Consider the following 16,453-nt stretch of genomic DNA (forward strand, 5'->3'; position numbering starts at 1 on the left):
TTCGGGAGCGGTCCCGGGGGAGGTGCCCATGTCCCAGCCGACACCGTGGCAGCAGCAGCCCTGGCAGCCGTGGCAGGGGCAGAGCGGTTCGTCGATGCTCGCGTCGCACGCCGACCGGGAGCGCGCCGTGGACGTGCTCAGGGCGGGCTTCGGCGAGGGGCGGCTGCTGCGGGACGAGTTCGACAAGCGGGTCGCGCGGGCGCACCAGGCGCGCACGGTGGGGGAGCTGGCCCTGCTGGTCGCCGACCTCCCGCAGGGGCCCGTACCGGTCGCTCTTGTACTTCCTGCCGCGCCGACGGCCGTCCCGGCGGCCTTCATGCCCGCCCCGCGCCCGCCGGCCAACGGGAAGGCCGTGGGCGCCATGGTCTGCGGAGTCCTCACGGTCATGACCGCCGGCATCACCGGCATCCCCGCGGTCGTCCTGGGCCACTCGGCCCGCGCGGAGATCCGGCGTACGGGTGAGGGCGGCGACGCGCTCGCCCTGACCGGGCTGATACTGGGCTGGCTGTCGATCGCCGGCTGGGCGCTGTTTTTCACGATCATCATCGTGGCCGCGGCCGCCTCGCCGGGCTGACCTGGGCGAACCGGCAGTGCCGAAGATCATCGGCCATGGATTCGAAGATCGTCGGCGGGCCGGAGTTTTGGCATGGTTCGCGCAGCTGGGCAGGGGCCGCCCATTTGTTTTGACCGCAGCGTATGAGGTAGGTACGCTCAGACCTTGTGCCTGGGGTGTGCCCTGGCTCTCGTGCGTGCCTTCAACCGCATCGCGAGCCGCGACCGGCCACCGTAATCTGCGCCCTTTTCGCCTTGCGGCGGAGGTCTGCGGGATTCGACACACCCGACCGCGTGGGTCGGAGACGTTCCAGGTTAGCTGTACCCATCGGCACACAGAAACCGGAGAAGTAGTGCCTACGATCCAGCAGCTGGTCCGCAAGGGCCGGCAGGACAAGGTCGAGAAGAACAAGACGCCCGCACTCGAGGGTTCCCCTCAGCGTCGTGGCGTCTGCACGCGTGTGTTCACGACCACCCCGAAGAAGCCGAACTCGGCCCTGCGTAAGGTCGCGCGTGTGCGTCTGACCAGCGGCATCGAGGTCACGGCCTACATTCCGGGTGAGGGACACAACCTGCAGGAGCACTCCATCGTGCTCGTGCGCGGCGGCCGTGTGAAGGACCTGCCGGGTGTTCGCTACAAGATCATCCGTGGCTCCCTCGACACCCAGGGTGTCAAGAACCGCAAGCAGGCCCGTTCCCGCTACGGCGCCAAGAAGGAGAAGTAAGAATGCCTCGTAAGGGCCCCGCCCCGAAGCGCCCGGTCATCATCGACCCGGTCTACGGTTCTCCTCTGGTCACCTCGCTCATCAACAAGGTGCTGCTGAACGGCAAGCGCTCCACCGCCGAGCGCATCGTCTACGGCGCCATGGAGGGCCTGCGTGAGAAGACGGGCAACGACCCGATCATCACGCTGAAGCGCGCGCTGGAGAACATCAAGCCGACCCTCGAGGTCAAGTCCCGCCGTGTCGGTGGTGCGACGTACCAGGTTCCGATCGAGGTCAAGCCCGGTCGTGCCAACACGCTCGCGCTGCGCTGGCTGGTCGGTTACTCGCGCGCCCGTCGCGAGAAGACCATGACCGAGCGTCTGCTCAACGAGCTTCTCGACGCCTCCAACGGCCTCGGTGCCGCTGTGAAGAAGCGCGAGGACACCCACAAGATGGCCGAGTCCAACAAGGCCTTCGCGCACTACCGCTGGTAGTCGCTACCCCATCGAGAACCGAGAGAAGACTGAAGCCTTATGGCTACCACTTCACTTGACCTGGCCAAGGTCCGCAATATCGGGATCATGGCCCACATCGACGCGGGCAAGACGACCACCACCGAGCGGATCCTGTTCTACACCGGTGTGTCATACAAGATCGGTGAGGTCCACGACGGCGCTGCCACCATGGACTGGATGGAGCAGGAGCAGGAGCGTGGCATCACGATCACCTCTGCTGCCACCACCTGCCACTGGCCGCTGGAAGACGTCGACCACACCATCAACATCATCGACACTCCGGGCCACGTCGACTTCACGGTCGAGGTGGAGCGTTCCCTGCGCGTGCTCGACGGTGCCGTGACGGTGTTCGACGGCGTCGCCGGCGTTGAGCCACAGTCCGAGACGGTGTGGCGTCAGGCGGACCGCTACGGCGTTCCGCGCATCTGCTTCGTCAACAAGCTCGACCGCACCGGTGCCGAGTTCCACCGCTGTGTCGACATGATCTCCGACCGCCTGGGCGCTCAGCCGCTGGTCATGCAGCTGCCGATCGGCGCCGAGGCGGACTTCAGGGGCGTCGTCGACCTGGTGACGATGAAGGCCCTGGTGTGGTCCGCCGAGGCCAGCAAGGGCGAGATGTACGACGTCGTCGACATCCCGGACACGCACACCGAGGCTGCCGAGGAGTACCGCGGCAAGCTGCTCGAGGCCGTGGCCGAGAACGACGAAGAGATCATGGAGCTGTACCTGGAGGGCGAGGAGCCCTCCGTGGAGCAGCTGTACGCCGCGATCCGCCGCATCACCATCGCGTCCGGCAAGTCCAAGGACACCACGGTCACCCCGGTGTTCTGCGGTACCGCGTTCAAGAACAAGGGCGTCCAGCCCCTGCTCGACGCGGTCGTGCGCTACCTCCCCTCCCCGCTCGACGTCGAGGCCATCGAGGGCCACGCCGTCAACAACGCGGAGGAGATCATCAAGCGCAAGCCGTCCGAGGACGAGCCGCTGTCCGCGCTGGCGTTCAAGATTATGAGCGACCCGCACCTCGGCAAGCTCACCTTCGTCCGGGTCTACTCGGGCCGCCTGGAGTCCGGCACCTCGGTGCTGAACTCCGTCAAGGGCAAGAAGGAGCGCATCGGCAAGATCTACCGCATGCACGCCAACAAGCGTGAGGAGATCGACTCGGTGGGCGCCGGCGACATCGTCGCCGTCATGGGCCTGAAGCAGACCACCACCGGTGAGACGCTGTCCGACGACAAGAACCCGGTCATCCTGGAGTCCATGGACTTCCCGGCGCCGGTCATCCAGGTCGCCATCGAGCCCAAGTCGAAGGGCGACCAGGAGAAGCTGGGCGTCGCGATCCAGCGCCTGGCCGAGGAGGACCCGTCCTTCCAGGTCCACTCGGACGAGGAGACCGGCCAGACCATCATCGGCGGTATGGGCGAGCTGCACCTCGAGGTGCTGGTCGACCGTATGCGCCGTGAGTTCAAGGTCGAGGCCAACGTCGGCAAGCCGCAGGTCGCCTACCGCGAGACGATCCGCAAGGCCGTCGAGCGCGTCGACTACACGCACAAGAAGCAGACCGGTGGTACCGGCCAGTTCGCCAAGGTGCAGATCGCGATCGAGCCGATCGAGAGCGGCGACGCGTCGTACGAGTTCGTGAACAAGGTGACCGGTGGACGTATCCCGAAGGAGTACATCCCTTCGGTGGACGCCGGTGCGCAGGAGGCCATGCAGTTCGGCATCCTCGCCGGTTACGAGATGACCGGCGTGCGCGTCACCCTGATCGACGGTGGCTACCACGAGGTCGACTCCTCCGAGCTCGCGTTCAAGATCGCCGGTTCGCAGGCCTTCAAGGAGGCCGCGCGCAAGGCCAGCCCCGTGCTGCTCGAGCCGATGATGGCCGTGGAGGTCACCACGCCCGAGGACTACATGGGTGAGGTCATCGGCGACATCAACTCCCGCCGTGGTCAGATCCAGGCCATGGAGGAGCGGGCCGGTGCCCGCGTCGTGAAGGGCCTCGTGCCCCTGTCGGAGATGTTCGGCTACGTCGGCGACCTCCGTAGCAAGACGTCGGGTCGCGCAAGCTACTCGATGCAGTTCGACTCCTACGCCGAGGTTCCGCGGAACGTCGCCGAGGAGATCATCGCGAAGGCCAAGGGCGAGTAACGCACCGCGTTCCCACGCTTTAGGCTTGACTCCGGAGCCTCCAGGGGCAAACACCCGCAAACGCGGGCGTTTGCCCCGGGCCCCGGGCATTAACAGCAAAGATCACCTGGCGCCGATGAAGTAAGGCGTACAGAACCACTCCACAGGAGGACCCCAGTGGCGAAGGCGAAGTTCGAGCGGACTAAGCCGCACGTCAACATCGGCACCATCGGTCACATCGACCACGGTAAGACGACCCTCACGGCCGCCATTACCAAGGTGCTGCACGACGCGTACCCGGAGCTGAACGAGGCCACCCCGTTCGACAACATCGACAAGGCGCCCGAAGAGCGTCAGCGCGGTATCACCATCTCCATCGCGCACGTCGAGTACCAGACCGAGGCGCGTCACTACGCCCACGTCGACTGCCCGGGTCACGCGGACTACATCAAGAACATGATCACCGGTGCCGCGCAGATGGACGGCGCGATCCTGGTGGTCGCCGCCACCGACGGCCCGATGCCGCAGACCAAGGAGCACGTGCTCCTGGCCCGCCAGGTCGGCGTTCCGTACATCGTGGTCGCCCTGAACAAGGCCGACATGGTGGACGACGAGGAGATCATGGAGCTCGTCGAGCTCGAGGTCCGTGAGCTCCTCTCCGAGTACGAGTTCCCGGGCGACGACCTGCCGGTCGTGCGTGTCTCCGCGCTGAAGGCCCTCGAGGGCGACGCGCAGTGGACGCAGTCGGTCCTGGACCTCATGAACGCCGTCGACACCGCGATCCCGGAGCCGGAGCGCGACGTCGACAAGCCGTTCCTGATGCCGATCGAGGACGTCTTCACGATCACCGGTCGCGGTACGGTCGTCACCGGCCGTATCGAGCGTGGTGTCCTGAAGGTCAACGAGACCGTCGACATCATCGGCATCAAGCAGGAGAAGACCACCACCACGGTCACCGGCATCGAGATGTTCCGCAAGCTGCTCGACGAGGGCCAGGCCGGTGAGAACGTCGGTCTGCTGCTCCGCGGCATCAAGCGCGAGGACGTCGAGCGCGGCCAGGTCATCATCAAGCCGGGCTCGGTCACCCCGCACACCGAGTTCGAGGCGCAGGCCTACATCCTGTCCAAGGACGAGGGTGGCCGCCACACGCCGTTCTTCAACAACTACCGTCCGCAGTTCTACTTCCGTACGACGGACGTGACCGGCGTCGTGACCCTCCCCGAGGGCACCGAGATGGTCATGCCGGGTGACAACACCGAGATGAAGGTGGAGCTCATCCAGCCCATCGCCATGGAAGAGGGCCTGAAGTTCGCCATCCGTGAGGGTGGTCGCACGGTGGGCGCCGGCCAGGTCACCAAGATCAACAAGTGATCCTGACCTGACCCCGGTACTGAACCGGTAGGTCTTCGAGAGGCCCGTACGACTTCGGCCGTACGGGCCTTTCGGCGTTCTCGGACCCGGCCCGGAGTGTCCGGCGGGTTCGAAACTATTCGGCGCGTACGACCCGTTGTCCCCTCGCTTCACTCCCCCCAGCATTTGTCATGCCGCTTATCAAATTCGCGAGGAGGGGTGAGGCATGTCTGGACACGTCAGCCGGAGAGCCGTACTGGGGGCGGGGATCGCCGCAGTGCCCGTGCTGTCGTCGCAAGGCGCCTGGGCCGGAGACGAGGGTCACGCCGGCGACGGGGCGTTGCGGGTCACGGACCCGGGTGCGTACATCTCCTTCACCGGCGGGGCCTTCTCGCTGGTGGGCGCGCCGGTCGTGGTGAGCGCCGACGACCACCCCGGCGTCGTCCGCGTGGCGGGCGACCTGCGTGACGACCTCGAGCGCGTCACGGGCGTACGGCCCGGCAGCACCATCTCCCGCTACCCGGTCCTGATCGGCACGATCGGCCGCAGCAAGCTGATCGACGGCCTGATCGCGAGCGGCAAGCTGGATGTCGCGGGCGTGCGCGGCAAGTGGGAGACGTCGCTGCAGACCGTCGTCGAGCACCCGATGCCGGGCGTGGAGCGGGCGTTCGTGATCGCGGGCAGCGACCAGCGGGGGACGATCTTCGGGGCGTACGACGTCTCGTACGGCATCGGCGTCTCGCCCTGGTACTGGTGGGACGACGTGCCGCCGGTGCGCCGCACCAAGGTGTGGGTCCTGCCCGGGCGCTTCACGCAGGGCACCCCGACCGTGAAGTACCGCGGCTTCTTCATCAACGACGAGAACCCGTCGCTCGGCACCTGGGCGCCGGCGTACTTCGGCCCCGGCAAGGCCCCCGGCTACCCCGGCGGCTTCAACGCGGACTTCTACGCCAAGCTCTTCGAGGTCCTGCTGCGGATGAAGGGCAACTACCTCTGGCCCGCCGTGTGGGGCCGGGCCTTCGCCGAGGACGACCCGGAGAACCACAAGCGGGCGACGGAGTACGGCGTCGTCATGGGCACCTCGCACGAGGCCCCGATGGTGCGCGGCATCGAGGAGTGGAACCGGCACGCGACCGGGGGCACGGACCCGTACGGCGGCACGGGCGAGTGGTCGTACGTCCGCAACGCCGAAGCGATCAGGAAGTACTGGCGCGACGGCCTCCAGCGGATGGTCGACGATGGCTTCGAGGGCGTCGTCACCCTCGGCATGCGCGGCAACGGCGACACGGGCCTGCCCGACGGCGACGGCATCGAGCTGATGCAGGAGATCATCGCGGCGCAGCGCCAGATCATCGAGGAGGTCACCGGAAAGCCGGCCGCCGAGACCCCGCAGGTGTGGACGCTCTACAAGGAGGTCCAGCGCTACTGGGACCGCGGTCTGCGGGCACCGGAGGACGTGACGGTGGTCCTCACGGACGACAACTGGGGCAACATCAGGAAGCACCCGGACCCGGCGGAGCCCGGGAGATCGGGCGGCTACGGCCTCTACTACCACTTCGACTACGTCGGAGCGGGCCGCAACTACAAGTGGGTCGACACCGCTAACCTCCGCAACGTCTGGGACCAGCTCCACCAGGCGCACGCGTACGGCAACCACGGCCTGTGGGTGGTGAACGTCGGCGACCTGAAGGGCAACGAGCTGCCGACGGAGTTCTTCCTCGACTACGCGTGGAGCCCGGACCGTTGGACCTTCGACTCGCTGGGCGAGTGGGAGGAACGGTACGCCCGGCAGAACTTCGGCGCGGCGTCGGCGGGAGCGATCGCCGAACTGCTCGCCGAGTACGGGCAGTTGCAGGCTCGCCGCAAGCCGGAACTGCTCAACCGCCGCATCACACTGGTCGACGGCCAGGTGGTGTACGACGACCAGCAGACGCCGTACTACGCCGGGCACCGCGAGCTGGAGCGGGTCACCGACGAGTGGCGGGAGTTGGGCAAGCGGGCGGAGCGGATCGGGCGCGGGCTGCCGGCGCGGGTGCAGGACGCGTGGTACGAGCTGGTGGGCTACGAGGTGCAGGCGACGGCGAACCTCTACGCCCTGCGCCAGGCCGAGTTCACCAACCTGCGGTACGCCGCGCAGGGCCGGGCGGCCACCAACGACCGCGCGTCGGAGGCGGAGGCGGGCCTGAAGACCGACTTCGCACTGGCCGACCGCTTCAACACCGAGGTGGCCGACGGAAAGTGGGCGGGCTTCCAGACCCAGCCGCACATCGACTACGGCGACGTGGACCGGTACGGCCCCAACGCCCCGTGGCAGCAGCCGGAGATCGACAACGCGGCGATCCCGGACGTCCTGTTCCCGGCGGTGAAGCGGATCGACGTGCTGGAGGCGGCCGCGCTGGGCGTGTCGGTGGACGGCTCGGAGGACACGGGGGACTGGTGGCCCGGGGGCGCGTCCGCGGCGGCGAAGCTGCCGGAGTTCAGCCCGTTCCAGACGCGTCCGCAGCAGTATGTCGAGGTCTTCAACCGGGGGCGTACGCCGTTCGACTACCGGGTGGAGGTGTCGGCGCCGTGGCTGCGGGTGTCCCGGACGCGGGGGCGCGTGGAGCAGCAGATACGGCTGGAGGTGAGCGTCGACTGGTCGAAGGCACCGGCGGGCCGGTCCGAGGCCGAACTGACGGTGAGCGGTGCGGGGGAGTCCGTGACGGTGGCGTGCGTGGCGGCGGGAGCCTCCCGACGGGGGCTGCGCGGCTTCGTCGAGGCGGGCGGGTACGTCGCGATCGACGCGGAGCACTACGACCGTACGGTGGGCGAATGGCGCCGACTGGACGGCATCGGCCGCACGGGCGCGGGGATGACGCCGTGGCCGGTGACGGGGCCGCGGCTGACGCCCGGAGGCTCGTCGTCGCCTCGCCTGGAGTACGAGGTGAGCCTGCTGTCGGCGGGTTCGGGCGAGGTGACGGTGTGGGCGTACGTCTCCCCGCGCAACCCGGCGCTGGGGCGGCAGGGGCTGCAGTACGCGGTGTCGTTCGACGACGCCGAGCCGCAGGCGGTCGACATCATCGCGGCGACGGGCTCGGACGACGGCACGATGAACACGGGCTGGGCCCGCAACACGTCGGACAACGTCAACCGCACGTCCACGCGGCACACGGTGAGCGGACCCGGGGTGCACCGGCTGAAGTTCTGGGTGGTGGACCCGACGATGGTGCTGCAGCGGCTGGTGATCGACGCGGGTGGGCTGGAGCCGACGTATCTGGGCCCGCTGGAGAGCAAGCGCGTGTAGCGGTCACCGCTGCCGGCTGAGGTCGGCGTCCCCGTCCTGCGTCCGCAGGACGGGGACGCCGACCTCAGGTCTGTGGCCTCAGGCCTGCGGGGTGAAGAGCAGGTTCCGGGTGCGCGGCGGCCGGGGCTGGTGCCAGGGCACGAGGGTGCCGTCGTGCTCGGTGATCCAGTGGCAGTCGTAGCCGAGCGGTTCGAACTTGGCGACGAGCCCGTCCAGGGGCACCTTCACCAGCGCCTCCATGATCACGGTCGGCCGGTCGCGCTTCAGCACCCGCCGGGCGCCGCGCAGGACCGACATCTCGTGACCCTCGACGTCGACCTTGACGAGGTCGAGCTTCGTGTCGGCGAAGACCTCGTCGAGCGTGTGGAGCCGGATGCGCTTGGGCTCGGCGTCGGTGGCGGCTCCCTCCAGGGTCGAGCCCGTGGAGAGGAGGTTCCCGGAGAAGCGCACGCTGATCTCGGCCCATCCCGGCTTGCTGGACACGCCCGCCTGGTAGAGCTTGACGTTCTGGACGCCGTTCGAGCGGACGTTCACCGAGAGCCGGGCGTGGATCTGGTCCACCGGCTCGAACGAGTGGATCTTCGCCTGCGGGTTGGCGAGTGCGGCGATCATGGAGAAGTACCCGACGTGCGCACCGACGTCGGCGATGGTCGCGCTCTTCGCGGCCAGTCGGGCCCAGGTGGAGAGGGTGCCCGGCTCGTAGCCGAACTTCCCGTTCCACAGAGTGTCCAGGGCGGCCGCGTCGTCGTTCACGCAGAACATGACGAACGGCGGACAGTACGGGGAGTCGATCTCGGCGAAGCCCCGATAGGGGAACTTCTTTCGGTGAACACGGATGATGTCGCTCGCGGGGACCGGCCGGACGGATGGCGCATGGGCCAGCATGCGGGCGTTTGCTTCTTCGAGCTGCGAGGTACGCATTGGGCGATCGTAAAGCAGAGGTTAAGTATTTTTATGGGCTTTGAAAATGTTCCAAAAAGCCTGCTCAAGGGCGTATCTGAGCTGCCCTTTCGCTGCGCACCCATTTCGAATCACCTGGAATTAATTCGTCCTTTACCCGTGAGGACTCCGCAGGGGTGGACGACGGCGAAGGATCAAGGCGCATACCGGAAGCACCGGGGAAAATGCGAAATGCCCCTCGCCCGAGAGGTCTTCGGCCCGCTGGGCGGCGCACCGGAGGAGGCGCTCGTCGGCCCACGCGCGCCTTACTCCTTCTTCTGTGCCGGGCTTCGGGTGTCCTTCGTCTTCACCGCGTCGTTGACCTTCTTCGCCAGTTCGTCGTCCAGCTTCTTGAACTCGCGGACCACCGTGTCCGACATGTCGGCGAGAGCGTCGAGTTGCTGGGTGATGTCCTCGCGGCCGTCCTCCCAGTGGGACTCGAAGTCGTCGAGGGCGTCGTTGACCTTGCCCTCGGCGATGTCGTCCTTGTAGGACTCGAAGAGCTTCTTGGTGTGGTTGAGACGGGTCTTGATCGAGCGCAGCCGGCGGCCGTAGTCCTCCAGCTCGGTCAGCGGGAGCGAGAGGTCGCTCTTGCCCTTGCCCACGTGCCCGTCCCCCGTCCTCGTAATCTGGGCCGCACCGTACAACAGCATGTTGCCTGGACAACTGACCGGCGAAACGGGGGAACACGACACCATGGCCCGCTACATGGAGACGCTCACCATCGAGCGCGGCGGTTTCCGGATCAACGTGCCTGAGTCGTGGTGGGAGTTCGACGTCCGCCCGGAGTCGCGCGACGACTCGATCCGGCGGATGGTGAGCGAGCGGGTGGCGGCGCATCCGGAACTGGCACAGTACCGGGACACGTACATCACGTTCCTCCGGAAAGCCGCCGCCGACGCCTGGAAGTCCGGTGCGATGTACTGCGGTTGCATGGCCGAGAGCTTCGGCGGCGACACCCCGATCACCGGTTCCGTCACCGTCTCCCTGGTCGGTGGCCGCACCCGATCCGGCGAGCCTCTCCCGAACGACCCCGCCACCATCGCCGGCCGGCTCGCCGTGAAGGAGGCGAGGAGGGCGGGTGACTCCTGGCGGAAGGTGACGACGGTCGACATCGCGGGTGTCGGGCCCGCGGCACGGACGTACGGCATCGAGGACATCCCCGTCCCCGACGACACCCGGGGCCGCACCATCCGCGCGGTACTGATGCAGACGTACATCCCCGTCCCCGGCCAGGAGGGCAAGGTCGCGCTGGTCGCGGGCAGCAGCCAGGTCCTGGACCTCGCGGACAGCTTCTTCGACATCTTCGACGCGATCACGTCGACGTTCCGTTTCGCGGACTGAGCCCGGCCTGTCCCGGATCCGACGCCCGGGGACCCGCACCTCCTGGCGCCCGTGTCCGTCGCCCGTCCGGTCCCAGTAGGTTCGCGTGGGCGCCGGCACGGAGGTGCCGATCGAGCGGGGAGCGGCGTGACGACGGAGTGGGACTGGGAGAGCGGCGAGGGTCTGCTGGGTCTCGACGACCCTGGAGAGTGGGATTCCGCGTTCGAGCGCGGCGAGGGCCATCTCGGTACGGCGGTGATCGGACTGGCGTTCCAGTGTTCACTGGAGGAAGCGTCGCCGCGGATCGTCAGGGCGATGCGGCTTCCGGACCATGATCAGCGAGGGTACGCGTTCACAGCGGCCGGTACTGCGGCTCGTCTCAACGGCCGGTCGACCACCGAGCTGTACGCCGCGCTGCGGGCCGAGGGCCCCGAGGGTGTCGCCGGGGACGCCATCGACGACACGCTGACGTTCGTACCGTTCCGCGATCTGCCGCCGTGGTTCAAGTGGAGGTGGGTGCTCAGCACCGTGCGGAACACGCCGGAGGGCTGGTGGCTGCGTTCCGGGGACGCTGTCGCGGGTGCCTGGCGGGCCCTGCGCGGCCGGCGCTCGTGAAGCGGGCACCGTATTGTGGTCCGCGGATACAGAGCTGTGCGATGTGACCTGACCGGGCCGGCGGCATCTTCCGCTGCCGGCGGCACCCGGACGGCACCTGGAACCGAGGCGCCGGGAAGACCGGGTCCGCGGCTTCCCAGAGCCGGTGGCGACACCCTGGCGGCCGGCCCCGTGCCGAGGTCACTTGGGCCATGTGTTTGGCCTGTGTCACGCCCGGGGTAATCTCTACGGCCCGATTGGCCAGCCCCCCGCCCCCTGTGGCAGACTGTCCGAGTTGCTCGGTCGAGTGTTGATGCTGCGCGCCTCCCGCCGGGGGGACCGGAAGCGAGTCCCACAGTACTCGTCGTCCTAACTGCCACCACGGCAGCACTGGGGCGGACGTACGGGAATCTTCCGGGAAGTGTCAGCGCAGCACCGGCCAGGCACCCGGTGGGCCTTCCGCCCCCGGCCTGCGGTTCCACCAGGGCCGTGCGCATTCCCCGCAGGGATGTTCGAGCAAGGGACATTCATGTCAGCGGGGGCGCGACACGCCCGACCGCGTGGGTCGGAGAACGAGAACATGGAACACCGGGTTCCGGAGCGTGAGAAGAGACAGGACTACGGAGTAGCCATGGCGGGACAGAAGATCCGCATCCGGCTCAAGGCCTACGACCACGAGGTCATCGACTCCTCGGCGAAGAAGATCGTCGAGACGGTGACCCGCACTGGTGCGTCGGTCGCGGGCCCGGTGCCGCTGCCCACTGAGAAGAACGTGTACTGCGTCATCAAGTCGCCGCACAAGTACAAGGACTCGCGCGAGCACTTCGAGATGCGCACGCACAAGCGCCTGATCGACATCCTCGACCCGACGCCCAAGACCGTTGACTCTCTGATGCGACTCGACCTCCCGGCCGGTGTCGACATCGAGATCAAGCTCTGAGGGCCGGTGATCTGAGAATGGCTAAGCAGATCAAGGGCATCCTGGGCGAGAAGCTCGGCATGACGCAGGTGTGGGACGAGAACAACCGTGTTGTTCCGGTCACCGTCGTCAAGGCCGGCCCCAACGTCGTGACCCAGGTTCGCACCAACGACGTCGACGGCTACGAGTCGGTCCAGATCGCCTTCGGCGAGATCGACCCGCGCAAGGTGAACAAGCCCCTCAAGGGCCACTTCGCCAAGGCCGATGTCACCCCCCGTCGTCACCTCGTCGAGATCCGCACCGCTGACGCCTCCGAGTACACGCTCGGCCAGGAAGTCACGGCTGAGGTCTTCGAGGCCGGCGTGAAGGTCGACGTCACCGGCAAGAGCAAGGGCAAGGGCTTCGCCGGTGTCATGAAGCGTCACAACTTCAAGGGCCTCGGCGCCGGACACGGCACCCAGCGCAAGCACCGCTCTCCCGGTTCCATCGGTGGCTGCGCCACCCCGGGCCGCGTGTTCAAGGGCCTCCGCATGGCGGGTCGCATGGGCAACGAGCGGGTCACCACCCAGAACCTGACCGTCCACGCCGTTGACGCGGAGAAGGGTCTGCTGCTCATCAAGGGCGCGGTTCCCGGTCCGAACGGCGGCCTCGTCCTGGTCCGCACCGCGGCCAAGGGGGCCTGAGGTAACCGATGAGCACTGTTGACATCCTTTCGCCGCTGGGCGACAAGGCCGGTTCCGTCGAGCTCCCCGCGGAGATCTTCGACGTCGAGAAGATCAGCATCCCGCTGATCCACCAGGTCGTCGTCGCGCAGCTGGCCGCTGCCCGCCAGGGCACGCACAAGACGAAGACCCGTGGCGAGGTCCGTGGTGGCGGCAAGAAGCCGTACCGCCAGAAGGGCACCGGTCGCGCCCGTCAGGGTTCGACCCGCGCGCCGCAGTTCGCCGGTGGTGGCGTCGTGCACGGTCCCGTGCCGCGCGACTACTCGCAGCGCACCCCGAAGAAGATGAAGGCCGCGGCCCTGCGCCACGCCCTCACCGACCGGGCGCGTCACAACCGCATCCACGTCGTCTCCGGCGTGGTCGAGGGCGAGAACCCCAGCACCAAGGCCGCCAAGAGCCTGTTCGGCAAGATCAGCGAGCGCAAGAACCTGCTCCTGGTCGTCGAGCGCGCCGACGAGGCCGCGTGGCTGTCCGCCCGCAACCTGCCCCAGGTCCACATCCTGGAGCCGGGCCAGCTGAACACGTACGACGTTCTCGTCTCGGACGACGTGGTCTTCACCCAGGCCGCGTTCGAGTCCTTCGTGTCCGGCCCGAAGGCCAATGACACCGAAGGGAGCGAGGCCTGATGGCTGTCCGTCACCCGAGCATCGCCTCGAAGGCGGCGAAGGCCGCCAAGGCCGCCCGCCTCGCCAAGGCGAAGCGTCACGCCACCGAGGGCAAGAACACCGTCGAGACCCCGCTGAGCAAGTCGTACACGGACCCCCGTGACGTGCTGCTGAAGCCGGTCGTCTCGGAGAAGAGCTACGCGCTCCTGGACGAGAACAAGTACACGTTCATCGTCGACCCGAACGCCAACAAGACCCAGATCAAGCAGGCCGTCCAGGCGGTCTTCTCGGTCAAGGTCACCGGGGTCAACACGATCAACCGCCAGGGCAAGCGCAAGCGGACCCGCACCGGCTTCGGCCAGCGTGCGGCGACCAAGCGCGCGATCGTGACCCTCGCCGAGGGCGACCGTATCGACATCTTCGGCGGTCCGACCGCGTAAGCGGGTCGGATCGTCCGATATCGGACGAGGACTGAGAAATGGGAATCCGCAAGTACAAGCCGACTACGCCGGGCCGTCGTGGCGCCAGCGTCGCCGACTTCGTCGAGGTCACGCGGTCCACGCCGGAGAAGTCGCTGGTCCGCCCCCTGCACAGCAAGGGCGGCCGTAACAACGCCGGTCGTGTGACCGTTCGCCACCAGGGTGGCGGACACAAGCGCGCCTACCGCGTGATCGACTTCCGTCGTCACGACAAGGACGGCGTGCCGGCGAAGGTCGCGCACATCGAGTACGACCCCAACCGCACCGCGCGCATCGCGCTGCTGCACTACGCCGACGGCGAGAAGCGCTACATCCTCGCGCCGCGCGGCCTGTCGCAGGGCGACCGCGTCGAGAACGGTCCCGGGGCCGACATCAAGCCGGGCAACAACCTCGCCCTGCGCAACATCCCGGTCGGTACGACGCTGCACGCCATCGAGCTGCGTCCGGGCGGCGGCGCCAAGTTCGCCCGCTCGGCCGGTGCCTCGGTGCAGCTGCTCGCCAAGGAGGGCGCCTACGCCCACCTGCGCATGCCGTCCGGTGAGATCCGCCTGGTCGACGTCCGCTGCCGCGCCACTGTCGGCGAGGTCGGCAACGCCGAGCAGAGCAACATCAACTGGGGCAAGGCGGGTCGCAAGCGGTGGCTGGGCGTTCGCCCGTCCGTCCGTGGTGTGGTCATGAACCCGGTTGACCACCCGCACGGTGGTGGTGAGGGCCGGACCTCCGGTGGTCGCCACCCTGTGTCCCCGTGGGGCAAGAAGGAAGGCCGTACTCGTTCGCCCAAGAAGGCGTCGAACAAGTACATCGTCCGCCGCCGCAAGACGAACAAGAAGCGCTAAGGACGGGTTGAGATGCCTCGTAGCTTGAAGAAGGGACCCTTCGTCGACGACCACCTGATCAAGAAGGTGGACGCGCAGAACGAAGCCGGTACCAAGAACGTCATCAAGACCTGGTCCCGCCGCTCGATGATCATCCCGGCCATGCTCGGCCACACGATTGCGGTGCACAACGGCAAGACCCACATCCCGGTGTTTGTCACCGAGTCGATGGTCGGCCACAAGCTCGGCGAGTTCTCGCCGACGCGCACCTTCCGGGGTCACGTCAAGGACGACCGGAAGTCGAAGCGCCGCTAGTCAGCGGGGTGTGAAAGATCATGACAAACACTGAAGGGACAACCATGGAAGCCAGGGCCCAGGCGCGGTACATCCGCGTCACGCCCATGAAGGCCCGCCGTGTGGTGGACCTCATCCGTGGCATGGACGCCACGGAGGCTCAGGCGGTCCTGCGTTTCGCCCCGCAGGCCGCGAGCGTGCCGGTCGGCAAGGTGCTGGACAGCGCCATCGCCAACGCCGCGCACAACTACGACCACACCGACGTCGACAGCCTCTTCATTTCCGAGGCCTACGTCGACGAGGGCCCGACCCTGAAGCGGTTCCGTCCGCGTGCCCAGGGCCGTGCCTACCGGATCCGCAAGCGGACCAGCCACATCACCGTGGTCGTCAGCAGCAAGGAAGGAACCCGGTAATGGGCCAGAAGGTAAACCCGCACGGGTTCCGGCTCGGTGTCACCACGGACTTCAAGTCCCGGTGGTACGCCGACAAGCTGTACAAGGACTACGTCAAGGAAGACGTCGCCATCCGTCGGATGATGACGTCCGGCATGGAGCGCGCCGGCATCTCCAAGGTCGAGATCGAGCGCACCCGTGACCGCGTGCGTGTGGACATCCACACCGCTCGTCCGGGCATCGTCATCGGCCGCCGTGGCGCCGAGGCCGACCGCATCCGCGGTGACCTCGAGAAGCTCACGGGCAAGCAGGTCCAGCTGAACATCCTCGAGGTCAAGAACCCCGAGACCGACGCTCAGCTGGTTGCCCAGGCCGTTGCCGAGCAGCTCTCCTCCCGCGTCTCCTTCCGTCGGGCCATGCGCAAGAGCATGCAGTCCGCCATGAAGGCCGGCGCCAAGGGCATCAAGATCCAGTGCGGTGGCCGCCTCGGCGGCGCCGAGATGTCCCGCTCGGAGTTCTACCGCGAGGGCCGTGTGCCCCTGCACACGCTCCGCGCGAACGTGGACTACGGCTTCTTCGAGGCCAAGACGACCTTCGGCCGTATCGGTGTGAAGGTCTGGATCTACAAGGGCGACGTCAAGAACATCGCCGAGGTCCGCGCCGAGAACGCTGCCGCCCGTGCGGGCAACCGCCCGGCCCGCGGTGGCGCCGACCGCCCGGCCCGTGGTGGCCGCGGTGGCGAGCGGCGCGGTCGCAAGCCGCAGCAGGCTGCCGGCGCCGAGGCCCCCAAGGCCGAGGCTCCCGCTGCCGCTCCGGCTGAGAGCACCGGAACGGAGGCCTGAC

The 16,453-nt window shown here is 67.7% G+C and carries 18 protein-coding genes; 16 read left to right on the forward strand and 2 right to left on the reverse strand.

Going from position 1 to position 16,453, the window contains the following annotated elements; genetic code table 11:
* Positions 1–28 precede the first annotated feature (28 nt).
* From IEZ19_RS16250 to IEZ19_RS16275, 6 genes are all read left to right on the forward strand, one after another.
* Positions 29–574, forward strand: coding sequence for a DUF1707 and DUF4190 domain-containing protein (locus IEZ19_RS16250; RefSeq protein ID WP_189311908.1), 546 nt, complete (start codon positions 29–31; stop codon positions 572–574).
* A 331-nt stretch (positions 575–905) separates the two neighbouring features.
* Complete coding sequence (gene rpsL / locus IEZ19_RS16255; RefSeq protein ID WP_003948652.1) at positions 906–1,277, forward strand: 30S ribosomal protein S12; 372 nt, start codon at positions 906–908, stop codon at positions 1,275–1,277.
* A gap of 2 nt (positions 1,278–1,279) precedes the next feature.
* Positions 1,280–1,750: a 30S ribosomal protein S7 gene (rpsG, locus tag IEZ19_RS16260; protein ID WP_003992340.1), complete on the forward strand. Its 471-nt coding sequence runs from the start codon at positions 1,280–1,282 to the stop codon at positions 1,748–1,750.
* A gap of 39 nt (positions 1,751–1,789) precedes the next feature.
* On the forward strand, positions 1,790–3,916 hold the full coding sequence (gene fusA / locus IEZ19_RS16265) for an elongation factor G (protein ID WP_189311909.1): 2,127 nt from the start codon (positions 1,790–1,792) through the stop codon (positions 3,914–3,916).
* A 156-nt stretch (positions 3,917–4,072) separates the two neighbouring features.
* Positions 4,073–5,266: an elongation factor Tu gene (gene tuf / locus IEZ19_RS16270; protein ID WP_189311910.1), complete on the forward strand. Its 1,194-nt coding sequence runs from the start codon at positions 4,073–4,075 to the stop codon at positions 5,264–5,266.
* 205 nt (positions 5,267–5,471) lie between these two features.
* Positions 5,472–8,528, forward strand: coding sequence for a glycosyl hydrolase 115 family protein (locus tag IEZ19_RS16275; RefSeq protein ID WP_189311911.1), 3,057 nt, complete (start codon positions 5,472–5,474; stop codon positions 8,526–8,528).
* Between the two features lie 78 nt (positions 8,529–8,606).
* On the opposite strand, the gene IEZ19_RS16280 is transcribed toward IEZ19_RS16275, so the two are convergent.
* A complete protein-coding gene (locus IEZ19_RS16280; RefSeq protein ID WP_189311912.1) occupies positions 8,607–9,449 on the reverse strand; it encodes an FkbM family methyltransferase in 843 nt (280 codons plus the stop codon).
* A 284-nt stretch (positions 9,450–9,733) separates the two neighbouring features.
* Entirely contained in the window at positions 9,734–10,072 is a 339-nt protein-coding gene (locus tag IEZ19_RS16285; RefSeq protein ID WP_229840376.1) for a hypothetical protein, read from the reverse strand.
* Between the two features lie 91 nt (positions 10,073–10,163).
* On the opposite strand from IEZ19_RS16285, the gene IEZ19_RS16290 reads away from it, so the two are divergent.
* The 10 genes from IEZ19_RS16290 to rpsC all read left to right on the forward strand — a co-directional run bounded on the left by IEZ19_RS16290 (position 10,164) and on the right by rpsC (position 16,452).
* Complete coding sequence (locus tag IEZ19_RS16290) at positions 10,164–10,811, forward strand: hypothetical protein (RefSeq protein ID WP_189312127.1); 648 nt, start codon at positions 10,164–10,166, stop codon at positions 10,809–10,811.
* Positions 10,812–10,937: 126 nt separating this feature from the next.
* On the forward strand, positions 10,938–11,405 hold the full coding sequence (locus IEZ19_RS16295; protein ID WP_189311914.1) for a hypothetical protein: 468 nt from the start codon (positions 10,938–10,940) through the stop codon (positions 11,403–11,405).
* Between the two features lie 610 nt (positions 11,406–12,015).
* Positions 12,016–12,324, forward strand: coding sequence for a 30S ribosomal protein S10 (rpsJ, locus tag IEZ19_RS16300; RefSeq protein WP_003948644.1), 309 nt, complete (start codon positions 12,016–12,018; stop codon positions 12,322–12,324).
* A 17-nt stretch (positions 12,325–12,341) separates the two neighbouring features.
* Complete coding sequence (gene rplC / locus IEZ19_RS16305; protein WP_062706771.1) at positions 12,342–12,986, forward strand: 50S ribosomal protein L3; 645 nt, start codon at positions 12,342–12,344, stop codon at positions 12,984–12,986.
* An 8-nt stretch (positions 12,987–12,994) separates the two neighbouring features.
* Positions 12,995–13,651, forward strand: coding sequence for a 50S ribosomal protein L4 (rplD, locus tag IEZ19_RS16310; RefSeq protein ID WP_189311915.1), 657 nt, complete (start codon positions 12,995–12,997; stop codon positions 13,649–13,651).
* Complete coding sequence (gene rplW / locus IEZ19_RS16315; RefSeq protein ID WP_189311916.1) at positions 13,651–14,070, forward strand: 50S ribosomal protein L23; 420 nt, start codon at positions 13,651–13,653, stop codon at positions 14,068–14,070. The genes rplD and rplW overlap by 1 nt, the downstream gene beginning before the upstream one ends.
* A 38-nt stretch (positions 14,071–14,108) precedes the next feature.
* Positions 14,109–14,945: a 50S ribosomal protein L2 gene (rplB, locus tag IEZ19_RS16320; RefSeq protein ID WP_189311917.1), complete on the forward strand. Its 837-nt coding sequence runs from the start codon at positions 14,109–14,111 to the stop codon at positions 14,943–14,945.
* A 12-nt stretch (positions 14,946–14,957) separates the two neighbouring features.
* On the forward strand, positions 14,958–15,239 hold the full coding sequence (gene rpsS / locus IEZ19_RS16325) for a 30S ribosomal protein S19 (protein ID WP_033528345.1): 282 nt from the start codon (positions 14,958–14,960) through the stop codon (positions 15,237–15,239).
* A 44-nt stretch (positions 15,240–15,283) separates the two neighbouring features.
* A complete protein-coding gene (gene rplV / locus IEZ19_RS16330) occupies positions 15,284–15,631 on the forward strand; it encodes a 50S ribosomal protein L22 (protein WP_006130776.1) in 348 nt (115 codons plus the stop codon).
* Positions 15,631–16,452, forward strand: a complete 822-nt coding sequence (rpsC, locus tag IEZ19_RS16335; RefSeq protein ID WP_014674374.1) for a 30S ribosomal protein S3 — start codon at positions 15,631–15,633, stop codon at positions 16,450–16,452. Before rplV ends, rpsC begins: the two co-directional genes overlap by 1 nt.
* The last annotated feature ends 1 nt before the right edge of the window (position 16,453 follow it).

This window comes from Streptomyces brasiliensis (genome assembly GCF_014647875.1).
GTDB lineage: Bacteria > Actinomycetota > Actinomycetes > Streptomycetales > Streptomycetaceae > Streptomyces > Streptomyces brasiliensis.